General features: G+C 72.6%; 14 protein-coding genes. 7 read left to right on the top strand and 7 right to left on the bottom strand.

Features of this window, described 5'->3' with window-relative positions; translation table 11 throughout:
- Nucleotides 1–46: 46 nt before the first annotated feature.
- Nucleotides 47–766, top strand: a complete 720-nt coding sequence (locus ABZ172_RS17730; RefSeq protein ID WP_356884651.1) for a TetR/AcrR family transcriptional regulator — start codon at nt 47–49, stop codon at nt 764–766.
- 48 nt (nt 767–814) lie between these two features.
- On the opposite strand, the gene ABZ172_RS17725 is transcribed toward ABZ172_RS17730, so the two are convergent.
- Nucleotides 815–1,819, bottom strand: a complete 1,005-nt coding sequence (locus tag ABZ172_RS17725; RefSeq protein WP_356884650.1) for a methyltransferase — start codon at nt 1,817–1,819, stop codon at nt 815–817.
- A 52-nt stretch (nt 1,820–1,871) separates the two neighbouring features.
- Nucleotides 1,872–2,792 (bottom strand): aromatase/cyclase, encoded by a 921-nt coding sequence (locus tag ABZ172_RS17720; RefSeq protein WP_356884649.1) that lies wholly within the window; start codon nt 2,790–2,792, stop codon nt 1,872–1,874.
- 234 nt (nt 2,793–3,026) lie between these two features.
- On the opposite strand from ABZ172_RS17720, the gene ABZ172_RS17715 reads away from it, so the two are divergent.
- The 3 genes from ABZ172_RS17715 to ABZ172_RS17705 all read left to right on the top strand — a co-directional run bounded on the left by ABZ172_RS17715 (nt 3,027) and on the right by ABZ172_RS17705 (nt 5,777).
- Entirely contained in the window at nt 3,027–3,704 is a 678-nt protein-coding gene (locus tag ABZ172_RS17715; protein WP_356884648.1) for a TcmI family type II polyketide cyclase, read from the top strand.
- Nucleotides 3,701–4,906 (top strand): cytochrome P450, encoded by a 1,206-nt coding sequence (locus ABZ172_RS17710; protein ID WP_356884647.1) that lies wholly within the window; start codon nt 3,701–3,703, stop codon nt 4,904–4,906. The genes ABZ172_RS17715 and ABZ172_RS17710 overlap by 4 nt, the downstream gene beginning before the upstream one ends.
- A 106-nt stretch (nt 4,907–5,012) precedes the next feature.
- Nucleotides 5,013–5,777: an SDR family NAD(P)-dependent oxidoreductase gene (locus tag ABZ172_RS17705; protein WP_356884646.1), complete on the top strand. Its 765-nt coding sequence runs from the start codon at nt 5,013–5,015 to the stop codon at nt 5,775–5,777.
- A gap of 196 nt (nt 5,778–5,973) precedes the next feature.
- Here the strand turns inward: ABZ172_RS17705 and ABZ172_RS17700 are convergent, their stop codons facing one another.
- The 3 genes from ABZ172_RS17700 to ABZ172_RS17690 all read right to left on the bottom strand — a co-directional run bounded on the left by ABZ172_RS17700 (nt 5,974) and on the right by ABZ172_RS17690 (nt 8,250).
- Nucleotides 5,974–6,534, bottom strand: a complete 561-nt coding sequence (locus ABZ172_RS17700; RefSeq protein WP_356884645.1) for a TetR/AcrR family transcriptional regulator — start codon at nt 6,532–6,534, stop codon at nt 5,974–5,976.
- 92 nt (nt 6,535–6,626) lie between these two features.
- A complete protein-coding gene (locus ABZ172_RS17695; RefSeq protein WP_356884644.1) occupies nt 6,627–8,054 on the bottom strand; it encodes an amidase in 1,428 nt (475 codons plus the stop codon).
- Nucleotides 8,041–8,250 carry a hypothetical protein gene (locus ABZ172_RS17690; RefSeq protein ID WP_356884643.1) on the bottom strand — a complete coding sequence of 70 codons (210 nt, stop codon included), beginning with the start codon at nt 8,248–8,250 and terminating at the stop codon, nt 8,041–8,043. Before ABZ172_RS17690 ends, ABZ172_RS17695 begins: the two co-directional genes overlap by 14 nt.
- Before the next feature lie 348 nt (nt 8,251–8,598).
- Here ABZ172_RS17690 and ABZ172_RS17685 point away from each other — a divergent pair, with 348 nt between their 5' ends.
- A complete protein-coding gene (locus tag ABZ172_RS17685) occupies nt 8,599–9,537 on the top strand; it encodes an MBL fold metallo-hydrolase (protein ID WP_356884642.1) in 939 nt (312 codons plus the stop codon).
- Between the two features lie 149 nt (nt 9,538–9,686).
- On the opposite strand, the gene ABZ172_RS17680 is transcribed toward ABZ172_RS17685, so the two are convergent.
- Complete coding sequence (locus ABZ172_RS17680; RefSeq protein ID WP_356884641.1) at nt 9,687–10,589, bottom strand: NmrA/HSCARG family protein; 903 nt, start codon at nt 10,587–10,589, stop codon at nt 9,687–9,689.
- Nucleotides 10,590–10,710: 121 nt separating this feature from the next.
- Here ABZ172_RS17680 and ABZ172_RS17675 point away from each other — a divergent pair, with 121 nt between their 5' ends.
- Nucleotides 10,711–11,280: a helix-turn-helix domain-containing protein gene (locus ABZ172_RS17675; RefSeq protein WP_356884640.1), complete on the top strand. Its 570-nt coding sequence runs from the start codon at nt 10,711–10,713 to the stop codon at nt 11,278–11,280.
- Between the two features lie 69 nt (nt 11,281–11,349).
- On the opposite strand, the gene ABZ172_RS17670 is transcribed toward ABZ172_RS17675, so the two are convergent.
- On the bottom strand, nt 11,350–12,078 hold the full coding sequence (locus ABZ172_RS17670; RefSeq protein WP_356884639.1) for an alpha/beta fold hydrolase: 729 nt from the start codon (nt 12,076–12,078) through the stop codon (nt 11,350–11,352).
- Nucleotides 12,079–12,260: 182 nt separating this feature from the next.
- On the opposite strand from ABZ172_RS17670, the gene ABZ172_RS17665 reads away from it, so the two are divergent.
- Nucleotides 12,261–12,659, top strand: coding sequence for a helix-turn-helix domain-containing protein (locus ABZ172_RS17665; protein ID WP_356884638.1), 399 nt, complete (start codon nt 12,261–12,263; stop codon nt 12,657–12,659).
- Nucleotides 12,660–12,701: the final 42 nt, after the last annotated feature.

The following is a 12,701-nucleotide window of genomic DNA, read 5'->3' as shown; positions in this document are numbered from 1 at the left end:
CCGGGTACGGTGTACGCAAGTGGCTCATGCGCGTATGCTGGACGCTGTGTCGGACCCCAAACCCATCATCTGGATGCGCCCGGAGAAGCCCGCCCGCGGCCCGGCTCCGACGCACACCCGCGAGGAGATCGCCGCGGTGGCGATCAAGATCGCGGACTCCGAGGGCTTGGAAGCCGCATCGGTGCGCAACATCGCCAGAAATCTGGGCGCGGGCACCATGACCCTGTACCGCTACCTCCCCGCCAAGGAGGACCTGTGGGCCGTGATGATCGACGAGGCGGCCGGCTTCGAGCCGCAGGAGCCGACCGGCGACCTCCGCGCCGACCTGACCGTCCTGGCGCGCCGCAGGCGGCAGAACTTCCTGCGCCACCCCTGGCTGGCTCCGCTCCTCGCCACCCGTCCGGTCATCGGCCCCAACCTCCTGCGCGGGATGGAGCGCGATCTCGCCGTGATCGGCGGCTGCGGTCTGGGCATCGACGACAACATCGACGTGCTGAACCTCGTCTACTCCTGGGTCAGCGGTGCCGTGCAGGCCGAGCTGACCGAGCAGGCGAACGCCCATCGGTCCGGCGTCGACCGGCACAGCTGGCGGATGCGCATGAAGCCGTACCTGGTCTCCCTGCTCGCGACCGGTGAGTTCCCGTACCTGAGCAAGATGACCGCGGCGGCGGAGATCGCCGAGGCCGACGAGCAGTTCGAGTCCGGGCTGGCGATCATCCTGGACGGGATCGAGGCCCGGTACTCGGCGGACACCGGGAACGGCTGACGCACCGGGCCCGACGGCCGCGCCTCTCGCCCCACCTGGCGGCGGCACTCAGCGCGGCGCTCGCAGTTCCACCACGGACATCCGGCCTGCCGGCCGGATCGAGGCGATCTCCAGTCCGGCGCCGGCGGCCAGTTCGTCCAGCTGCGCGGAAGTGTGCTGCCTGCCCCCGAAGTAGCAGAGCATGCGCAGGTCGCCTCCCGTCTGGACGCTCCGGTCATCGAGGTAGTCCACGACGAACACGCTGCCGGTCGTCGACGCCGCGTCCGCGCACCGCCGCAGGATGCGGGCGGCCGCCTCGTCGTTCCAGTTGTGCAGGATGCTCGACAGCAGATAGCCGTCCGCTCCGGCGGGAAGCTCGTCGAAGAAGCTGCCCGCCACGGCGTCGGCCCGGTGTTCGAGACCCGCGGCGGCGATGGCCTTGCCGGCCCGGCGCACCGGTCCGGGCAGATCGACGACCGTCCCCCGCAGACCGGGATGGGCCCGGAGGATGGTGATCAGCATGCTGCCGTCGCCCCCGCCGACGTCGACGAGCCGGCCGAGGTCGCCCCAGGGATATCCCCCGGCCACCGCGGGCGCGTGCGCCGCGAGCCTGGCTCCCATCTGCGCGTCGAACGACTCGGCGCGCCCGTCGTCGGCGGACAGGTCGTCCCAGAACGCCAGGCCGTACTGCTGCGGGAACGCGGGCTCGCCGGTGCGGACGGTGTGCAGCAGATGGACCAGGCTCAACTCGGCGTGCCCGATCGCTCCTTCGACGTCGAGCACCGACCGCAGGCCCTCGGGCCGGTCGTCGCACAGGTGCCGGCCCATCTCCGTCACCTCGTAGCCGGCGGCCCCGGTGCCCGACAGCACTCCCGCGGTGACCAGGTGGTCCAGCAGCCGCCCCAGCACGTCCCGGTCGGCCCGCACCATCTCGGCGAGCGCCTCGGCCGTGCGGGTGCCGGCGACGATGTGGTCGGCCAGCCGCAACGTCGCCGCCACCCGGATCGCCATCGGGGTCACCAGATCGGCTGCGGCCCACAGTCCTCCGCCCCGGGCGGTCGTCTCCTCGGCCATCACCCCTCCTGACTGGATGTTCCGTCTGTTCGTCGGACCGCGCGTACCCGGCTCAGAAGCCGGCGCGCTCCTCCGCGTACGCCTTGGCCAGGGTCAGATTGCTCATGCTGTTGCCGCTGAGCAGCCGCCGCAGGAACCGGCGCGCGCCACCGACCGTGGTGCCGCTGCCGAGAAGTGACAGCGCCGAGGGCTTGATCGTGCTGGTGTGCCGGGCCTCGGCGACGACGCCTTCCCGGGTCTCGGTGAACCGCCAGTGGCCGGTGTGCGCGTCCAGCATCGCGGGCAGCGAGATCTGCTTGTACACGATCAGGCGGGGCGGCAGGCAGATCCGCACGGAGCGGACGGTGTGCGTGCCGCCGTCCGGGCCCTTGGTGTCCATGTCGAAGAACTGGACGTTCGGCACGTCCTCGGTCATGTCCAGGCCCACCACGTGCGGGATGCGCTCGGGCCACAGGTCCGCCCGGTAGAGGTAGTCGTAGGCGTCCTCGACGGATCCCGCGATGAACAGCGGGTCGGTGAACGACACCACGAGGTCGTCCAGTTCGGTACGCCGCTCGGCCGTGTCACGCAGCGTTTCGAGGTGTTCCGCGGCGTCCCTGCCGATCCTGTCCAGCAGCGGGCCGAGGTCGGCGTCGGCCGGCGCGACGACCTCGTGGTGCAGTTCGACCCGGGTGCGGCCCCGTTCCGACTCGGTGAACACCCACGTGCCGCGGACCGAGGTGGCGGGCGCTTCGGCCTCGACGTACGTGAAGGAGATGCGGAGCCCCGGGCGGTCGGTGCGACGCACGGTCTGCCAGGTGCGGACGGCGGAGTCGCCGTCCAGCGCCCAGTACCGGATCCGCTCCCCGCCCTCGTCGCTGTGGATCACTTCCGCGTGCACGGCGGAGAGATGGAACTGCGGCCAGCGCGCGACGTCCGCGACCAGCTCGAACACCGTATCGGGGTCGGCGCCCACCTCAGCGCCACGGACCACGTGTTGCTGCGTACTCGGCACAACAAGGCACCTCACAAGCGTCGTAGCGTCCGGAACCGTCGCGCTCGACGATGTCGGTCCCCGTTCGACCTCGCTTCGAGGACCCTTCGAGTTGATCCGGCGTCGATCCGGCGTCGAAGGCGGCGGCGCAGGCTCGACGCGACCTCGAAACGAGCCCTGTGAGGGTCCGTGGCGCGGCACCGGTTCCCATCCGCCCACCGTGAGGAGAGGCATATGCCGAGCATCGTCACTGTCGGCACGTTCGACAGTGATCACGTCGCCGACGTCTCCAAGATCCTTCAGGAGTTCGACGGCGAGGCCGCGTCCGGGCTTCCCCAGCTGCGCCGCAGGCAGGTCTTCCACTACAGCGACCTCTACGTCCACATACAGGACTGGGACGTGGAGGACGCCGGGGAGGCGCACCGGATCATGGCCGCCGATCCCCGGTGCAGGCAGCTGGACGACAGTCTGGCGGCCCACTTCGGCGACCGTGCCGCGATCGAGGGCTGGGACGGTCCGGTCGACCGGCCGGCGGCCGAGCGCTTCTACGCGTGGCCGGCCGAACACCTGGAGGGCCTGGAGCGGACGTACAGCGCGGTGATCGTGAACACCCAGCGGCAGGAGCACGTCCCCGAGGTGTCACGGCTGTTCGCGGAATCGGACGCGACCGACATCCCGCGGAACATGGGGACGCTGCGCCGCCAGATCTATCTGTGGCGCGGGATCTACCTGCATGTCCAGGACTTCGCCGAACCCGACGCCATCAAGGTGATCAGCGCTGTGTGGACGGAGGGGGATCCCCGTTTCCTCCAGCTCGTCGACGACCTCACCCAGGTCATCCCGCCGTACGACCCGGAGGGCAACTCCTTGGCCACACGCTTCTACCACTGGGCTGCAGAGGTGTCAGCATGAGCAGGATTCCCACCCACCCCATCCGCCGGAAGCTGCCCGGCGTGCTCCCGGCCGAGTACGAGACACTGCGTGAACGCGGCATCGGCCGGGTGACCCTGCCCACCGGGAAGCAGGCGTGGATGGTGGTGCGGCCCGAGTACGCCCGGCTCGTGCTCTCCGACCCGCGGTTCAGCTCGGACAAGATGAACGACGACTTCCCGAAGATGACGCCGAACTCGCTGAACAAGCTGAAGTACTGCGCGCCGTTCATGATCAACCTGGATGGCCCGGAGCACACGGAGCTGAAGAAGCCGGTCATCCAGGAGTTCTCCCCGGCGGGGCTGGCCCGGCTGCTGCCACGCCTCCGGGAGGCCGTGGGCGAGAAGATCGACGCGATGCTGAGCCGGCGGGACAAGCCGGTCGACATGGTCACGGAGCTGTCCTACCCGATCGCCTGGCGGCTGCAGGAGATCTTCCTCGGGATCCCCATGGCCGAGATGCGGACGATGCGGGACAACGTCTGGGACCTGCTCATGCACACCGCGACCGAGGACGAGGAGCGGGCGTCGGCCGCACGCCTGAACCGGCACGCGGAAGAGGTCCTGAAGGAGAAGGCGAAGAACCTCGGCGACGACCTGATGAGCCGCATGATCCAGCAGGAGCTCGACGAACGCGGCGAGGTCGACTGGTTCGGGCTGGCCCCGCTGATGCTGTCGAACGCCCAGGGCATCCACAACTCGACGTCCACGATGATCTCGCTGGGTGTGCTCACCCTGCTCGGCCACCCGGAGGAGCGGGCGACGCTGCTCGCCGATCCGGACCGGATGACCGTGGCGATCGACGAGATGATCCGGTACTACTCGGTCAACGACGGGACGCCGATGCGGCTGGCCGTCGAGGACGTGCGCGTCGGCGACACCCTGGTCAGGGCCGGCGACGGTGTGGTGGTGCCGACGCTGCCCGTCAACCGTGACCCGTCGGTGTGCCCGCATCCCCATCAGCTCGACCTCATGCGGGAGAAGCCCACCAGGCACCTGGCGTTCGGCCACGGGCCGCACCAGTGCCCGGCGAACCGCCTGGTGCCGGAGCTGATGGAGATCGTCTGCACGACGCTGTTCGAGCGGGTCCCCACGCTGGCACTGGCCGTGCCGGAGTCGGAACTGACCTACAAGTACCACTCGATCCAGGCGTTCGGTCCGGCCGAGATGCCGGTCACCTGGTAGGAGGACCGGCCGCCGCGCACCTGCTCCGGCAGCGCGCGGCGGCCCTGGCGGTGGCCGATGTCCGGCGGGCGCAGCGCCTCGCCGGCCCCGGGGAGGAGGTGACGCGGTGAACGGGGACGACCTGCGGGACGCCACCGCGCCGGGCACCGACGCGCCTGTCGCGCTGGTCACCGGTGCTTCGGGTGCGCTCGGCGCCGCCGTGGCCCACGTACTGGACCGCCGTGGCTACCGGCTCGCCCTGCACTGCGCCACCGGAGCGGACCGGGCCCGTGCGGTCGCCGCCGAGCTCAGCGGGCCGAGCGTCGTCGTACAGGCGGACGTCGCCGACTGGGCGGCCACCCGGGAGATGGTGGAGCGGGTACGCGCCGAACTGGGCGGTGTCGGCGTGCTCGTCAACGCGGGCGCGATCCGCCGCGACGGCTTCATGGCCACCCAGTCCGTCGACGACTGGACCCGGACCGTCACGGTCAACCTGATCGGCACCTTCCACACGTGCCGCGCGGCGCTCCCGGACATGATGCGGGCTCGCTGGGGGCGCGTCGTCAACGTCGTCTCGCCCGCCGGCCTGATCGGCGTCCCGGGCCAGACGGCGTACTCCGCGGCCAAGGCGGGGGTGCTGGGGATGACCCGGAGCCTGGCCCTGGAGTGCGGGCGCTTCGGGGTGACGGTCAACGCGCTGTCGCCCGGGCTCATGGCCACCGCGCTCACCGAGGAGATGCCGGCCGGGGCACGTACCGCGCTCACGGCCCGGACCGCGTTCGGCCGGGAGGGCACACCCGACGAGGTGGCCCGCGGGATCGAACTGCTCCTGGACGCCGACTACATGACCGGTCAGGTGCTGTCCATCGACGGCGGGATGTCGATCTCCTGACGCCACCGCGGGCGGTGCCGGGTGCGTGCGGCGTACGTCCGGGCCGGCTCCGGCCACCCAGGGCGCTCCCGCCGGGGGTGTGGGCGGCCCGTCCCGAGGCCGTGTCGGTGTGCCGGTGCGATCCGCGTGCCCCCCGCCGGGCGGACCGGGCGCGGGGCCCTCGGCGGGGCGGGCGGCCCCCGACGGGCCGAGGGTCTCAGGGACGGCCGAGCGCGCTCTCGACGAGGTCGCGCGCGTACGCGGTGTCCAGCGGGCCGGGGCGGAACAGGATCCGGTACATCAGAGGGGCCACCACCCGGTCCACGACCTGTTCCGCGTCCGGGACGGGCTCGCCCCGCTCCGACGCCCGGGTCAGCATGACGCCGATCTGCTCGGCCGCGTACGCCGCACACCGGCCTGCGTTGGCGCCGTCCGGATCGCCGAGGAGCGCGTCACGGATGTAGGCGCGCCCCGGCGGGGACGCCATCTCCTCCAGGAACTGCTCCGCCCACAGGCCCAGGTCCGCACGGAAGCCGCCCAGGTCGGCGGGGGGCGCGTCCGGGCGCAGGCGCTCGACGGCGACGTCGGAGAGCAGCTCCTGCAGATCGCCCCACCGCCGGTACACGGTCGACGGTGTCACCCCGGCCCGCGCCGCGACCCGCGGGACGGTCAGCGCCTCGCGCCCCTGCTCGGCGACCAGCTCACGGACGGCCGTGTGCACGGCTTCCTGCACACGTGCACTGCGGCCGCCGGGGCGCACCATGGACCGAGGACTCATATCACCACCTTAACGCAATTCCATAGCTTCTATTCGGATCCCGCTGGTCGGCGGCACGGTCGCCCACGCCGTCGGGCGGCTCCGCCCCGCGCTCAGGCCGCGACCGGGGCGGGTCCGCCCGCGCCGCCGACCGCCCGTTCACAGGCGCGGCCGACGCGCAGCACGGTCGCCTCGTCCAGCGGGCGCCCCATCAGCTGGATGCCGATCGGCAGGCCCGCCCGATCGCGGCCGACGGGCAGGGTGAGCGCCGGAGACCCGGTGATGTTGGCGGGCGCGGAGAGCCGGACATAGCTCTCGGAGACGGCCTCCACCGTCCCGTCGGCCCATTCGACGCTCTCCTGCCCCGACGCGACGGCGGTCATCGGTACCGCGGGCGCGGCGATGACATCGACCTCGCGGAACATCCGGGCCCAGGCGTCGCACATCAGGGTCCGGGCACGCTGGGCCCGCAGGTAGTCACCGGCCGGCAGGAGTTCACCCGCTTCGAGGAGGACGCGCACGTCCGGTGTGTACAGCTCGGGGACGGAGCGCAGCGTCTTCTCGTGGTACGCCGTGGCCTCGGGGACCATCAGTCCCCAGTGAACCGCCTGGACGTAGCGCGCCATCGGGATCTCGACCTCGACGGTCTCCGCGCCCAGCTCCTGGAGCCGCCCGACGGCCTCCCGTACGGCGGCGTCGACCTCCGGGGAGATCCGCTCGACGTAGTAGTTCCGCGGGACGCCGACGCGCACCCCGGTCAGATCCCCGTCGTCCCGGGACGGGCCGGCACCCGGCTCCCCCACCGGCCCCCCTGACGCCCCCGACGCCCGGGGCGGCCCCGAGGAGCCGGGCGCGCCGTGGCCGACCAGGGCGTCGAGGACGAGTGCCGCGTCCTCGACGGTGCGGGTCAGCGGCCCGACGTGGTCCAGGGACCAGGAGAGCGGGACCACACCGCGCACCGGGACCAGACCGTGGGTGGGCTTGAGTCCGACCACGCCGTTCAGCGCCGCGGGGACCCGGATGGAGCCTCCGGTGTCCGTACCCAGCGCGAAGGTCGCCTCCCCGGCGGCCACGGCCACGGCGGAGCCGCCGCTCGACCCTCCGGCGACACACCCCTGGTCCCATGCGTTGCGGGTCTGCGGCGTCGTCAGTCCGTAGGCGAACTCATGGGTGTGGGTCTTGCCGAGCAGGACGGCGCCCGCCTCGGACAGTCGTGCGGCCACGGCGCTGTCCCCGGCGGCCACATGGTCCGCCCGGACCCGGGAACTCGCCGTCGTCGGCAGCCCCTCGGCGTCGATCAGGTCCTTGAGCGCCATGGGGATGCCGTGCAGCGGCCCGCGCGACCGGCCGGCCGCGATCTCCCGCTCGGCCAGGGACGCCGAGCGGCGAGCCGCGTCCGCGGCCACGGTGACGTAGGCCTGGAGGCCTCCCTCCACCGCGCCGATCCGGTCCAGGACGGAGTCGGTCAGCTCGACGGGGGACAGTTCCCGCGCCCGCACGGCGCGAGCCGCTTCGGCGAGCGACAGCTCATACGGCTGCATCGGCGTGCTCCTGTCCGGCGGTGAACACGGCCGCGGGCGCGGTGTCCCCGAAGTCGATCTCCCGGAGGGTCGCGACGACGGACTGGATGTGCGCGGCGGTGACCGCCACCGCCGCACGGCGCTCGTCCGCGAGCGGCAGCCCCGCCCGGAGCGCCCATCGGGCGGCCTCCTCGGGAGTCAGGTCGTCCGTGTTCATGGGATGTCCTCTCGGCTCGGCGTGGCTGCGCGTCGTGCGGTGCCGCGATTCCCCGCGTCACTCAAACGCTACTTTTTCGCTTTAGAGGACGGTAGGCCGTACGGTAGCCAAAGGCAAACCCGTTGCCTTAAGCGGCGCGGAGGAGGGCTTTCCCCCTCCGGCACCCCACCGGGAGGCGGTACGCACGCCTGCGGATCCACCGCGCCGGACACCGGATCCAGGCGCCGCGGCGCACGGGCGTGCTACTCACGGGCGTGGCGGCGCACCGCCGGGCGGCCGCCCGACCGCCCGACCGCCCGGCCGAACACCTCCCTCCCACAGGTCACTCCCACCACGAAGGAGCACGCGATGACCACCCCACCCGGACTCCCCGGCACCGGCCCCGCGGCCGGCCCCACCGGCATCCCGGCCTGGACGGTCGGGGACCTCACGATCAGCCGTGTCGACGAGATCCCGCTGCCCGCGCGGACGGGTCCCTGGCTGCTGCCCGGCGCCACTCCGGCCGTGGTCGACCAGGTCCCGTGGCTCCGGCCGGACTTCGCGGACGAGCAGAGCGTCCTGCGCCTGGCCAGCCACAGTTTCGCCGTCGAGACGGCCGGCCTCCGGGTACTGGTCGACACCGGCATCGGCAACGGCAAGACGCGGGCGAACCCCGCCTGGCACGACCTGGACAGCGACTTCCCGCAACGCCTCACGCGGGCCGGCTTCGCACCGGAGGCGGTCGACCTCGTCGTCCTGACCCATCTGCACACCGACCACGTCGGCTGGAACACCGTGCAGGAGGAAGGGCGCTGGGTCCCGGCCTTCCCGAACGCGCGCTACCTCACCAGCCGCACGGAGCGGGACTTCTGGGCCGGGACGGACATGGACGAGGCCCGGCACCAGATGTTCCGGGACTCCGTCCACCCCGTCGAGGAGGCGGGACTGCTCGACCTCGTGGACGTACCGGACGAGGGCGCGGAGGTCGCGCCGGGCGTCCGCCTGCTGCCCACCCCGGGCCACACGCCGGGCCAGGTGGCGGTGGAACTGCACAGCCGCGGCGAGCGGGCGCTCATCACCGGGGACTGCATCCACCACCCCGTCCAGCTGGCCCACCCCGACCTGAGCAGCTGCGTGGACATCGATCCGGAGGGCGCGGCCCGGACCAGGAGGCGCATCCTGAGCTCCCTCTCCGGCACCCGGACCCTGCTCCTCGGCAGCCACTTCGCACCGCCCACGGCGGGCCACGTCGTCGCCCGGGGCGACGCCCACCAGCTCGTCCCCTGCGCACCGGTCGACCGCGCCTGACGGCCGGCCGGGCGCCGGCACCGCACCCACGCCCATCGTCCCTTCCGCGCCGGACGGGAGGCCGGCACGGACAAAGGCGGGCCGGACGAAGAGCCGGCGCGGGCGGAGGCGGGCCGGCCAAAGGGCCCGGCCGGAGGTGGGGTGACCGGCTACCGCTCCCAGACCTGCTGCCGGACCCACGCCTCGTACGACGTGAGCGGGATTCCCAGGGCGCGGGCGAAGTCCGGATGCGCCGGCTGCGGGTGGTCGTTGATCAGGGCCTGACCGAAGCCCATGGGGGGCATGCCCGCCGCCGTCGCCTCCTCCGGGGTCATCTCGGGAGCGGTGAGTTCCGTACCGAGGTGGCGGGCCAGCACCCCGGCGACGTCCGTCATGGTCATGTGGTCGCTCGCCAGCTCCAGTTCGATCCCGGAGAACCGCTCGGGGTCGGCGACGGCCGCAGCGACGGTCCGGCCGATGTCCCCGACCGCGACCAGGGAGAGCCACGTCGTGGGCTTCAGGAGCGTGACGAGTCCGCCCCGCAGGCCGCGGGGGAACATGATCTGCTCGGACGGAAGGAAGTTCTCCATGAAGAACCCCGGCTTGACGAGCGTCCAGTGCGCGAAGCCCGCCTCCCGGACCCGGTCCTGCACACCGGACTTCGCGGTGTAGTACGGCTCCATCGGCGACCCGGCCTCCACCCAGCTCACGTGCTGCCCGGCGCCGGACACGGAGGTGTGCACGAACTGCGGCACCCCGGCGGCCCTCGCGCTCGCGATGAGGTTCTCGGCCTGGGCGACCTCGCCCTCGAAGCCGCGCCCCGCCAGGTCGGGCATCTGGACCGAGAAGACGGCACGGGCCCCCTCGGCCGCCGCCGTCAGGGAACCGCGGTCCTCCAGGTCCCCGGTCACCAGCTCCGCGCCGAGCGCCTCGACCGCCCTCGGCCGGTCACCGGCCGGGTCGCGGACGAGAGCACGGACCGGGATCCCCGCGGCGAGCAGAGCGCGCGCCGTGGCGCCGCCCTGCCGGCCGGTGGCGCCGACGACCAGGACGGGCGCGGTGGACGGAATCATGACTGCTCCTTCGGAGTGCTGACGTACGAGAACGACAGGACACACTAAACGGCGGGGTCCGCCGTTTAAGGAGGGTTACGATACGGAGGCCCCCGCCACTTGGCAAGAACGGAGAGAACGCGTGACGGTCCAGCGCGCGGACGCCCGCCGTAACTACGCCCGGATCCTCGCGGTCGCGGAGCAGGAGGTCGCGGCACACGGGGCCGAGGCCTCCCTGGAGCGGATCGCCCGGGTCGCCGGGGTCGGCTCCGCCACCGTCCGGCGGCACTTCCCCGGCCGGCGCGCGCTTCTGGAGGCGGTGTTCCAGGAGCGGATCGCCGCCCTGTGCACGCACGCCGAGGAGCTGGCTGCGGCCGACGACCCCCGCGCCGCACTGCTGGAGTGGCTGGAGGCCCTGGCCGCGTACGCCGCGTCCGCGCGCGGGATGGCCGAGGCGCTGACCGGGGACACCGGGGGCGCGGCGGATCAGGGCGGACAGGTGAGCGCCTGTTCGGCCCGGCTCGGGGACGGCGCCACCCCACTCCTGCGGAACGCCGCCCGGGCGGGAGCGGTGGCGGCCGATGTCACCGTCACCGACCTGATCACGCTGGTCACGGGCATCGCACTGGCCACGGAACATCACCGCGACCCCACCGCCGAGGCCCACCGGCTGCTCGCACTGACCGTCGCGGGGATCAGCCCGCGCCCGTGAGTCCCCCGGTTCCGCGGCCCACGGCTCCCCCGCGCCCCGGCGGCAGCGCGCCCACGCCCCGGGGCGGGATCACCCCGCGAGCGTGAGGAGCAGCCCGGCGAGTGCGTCCGGCATGGTGATCATGCTGTCGTGGCCGGTCGGCAGCTCCCGGATCCGTGCGGGGGTGCCGTTGGGCTGGACCGGAGCCACGGGGCGGCGCGTGATGCCCGCGGGCTGGTTGCCGACGTTGTGGATGTGCGTGCGCGGGACGGCGTTCAGCGCCGGGTTGTCCAGCCGCACCCGCTGCTGGAGGCAGCGCACCGGCTGGTCCGAGAGCATCCCGCGCAGCCAGGCGACGTCGTCGGGGTCCGTGACGCCGAACAGCCCCAGCGGTGCGGGCTGTTCGGGCATCGGCGGCACCCGCCAGCCGCTCTCGGACGCCTCGGCGAGCTCGATCAGGTGCCGTGTCATCGGCTGGACGTCGGCCGCGGACTCCCCGTCCTCCGGGACCATCGCGTCGAGGTAGACCAGATGCGCGAGGCGTTCCGGAATCCGGTCGGCCGCGGAGGTGACGACCAGCCCGGCATAACTGTGGCCGACGAGGACGACGTCGGTGAGGTCCTCCTCGGTGATCAGTGCGACCACGTCGTCGGCGTGCGTGTCGAGCCCCACCTCGGGGCCCAGCAGGTGCGCCTTGTCGCCGTAGCCGGTGAGCGAGGGCGCGAACACCCGGTGCCCGGCGGCCTCCAGCAGGGGCACCACCCGCTCCCAGCACTGTCCGCTGTGCCAGGCACCGTGTACGAGCAGGAATGTGGGCATGGGAAATCGGCCTTCCTCGGCAGGGGTCGTGGAGCACGGCCACGCACACGCCGCGGGGTCCGCGGCCGTGGTGGTTACCTTTCGTGCCTTGGTACCTTTCACGTACCGAGAAACATGCTGGTACAACGACTCACCACAGGCAATAAGACACTTTTCGGTGCCCCGGTTCTCTGGAGGTAACCATGGACGCGGGACAGGACGGTCCACAGCCCGTGACAGAGCCGGCCGACGCGTGCCGGACCCGGGTGGTCCTCGACATCGTGGGGAACAAGTGGTCGCTGCTGGTCGTGCGCCAGCTCAGCGACGGACCGCGCCGTTTCACCGAACTCAAGAAGGCCGTGGACGGCATCAGCCAGCGCATGCTCACCGTGACGCTGCGCAGCCTGGAGCGGGACGGGATCCTCACGCGCACGGTCCACGAGGTGATGCCGCCGCACGTCAGTTACGAGCTCACGGAGATGGGGATCACCCTGCGCCGGGCCACCGCGCCCCTGCTCGAATGGAGCGTCGCGCACCTGGCCCGGATCGACGAGGCCCGCGCCGCCCACGCCGACCGCACGGGCACGTCGACGGCGCCGTAGGCGGGAACCGCGGCGCGGGGGACGCCACCGGAACACCGCCCC

This window comes from Streptomyces sp. NPDC006296 (assembly GCF_040613235.1).
Taxonomy (GTDB): domain Bacteria; phylum Actinomycetota; class Actinomycetes; order Streptomycetales; family Streptomycetaceae; genus Streptomyces.
This window is presented reverse-complemented; position numbering and strand designations above follow the sequence as displayed.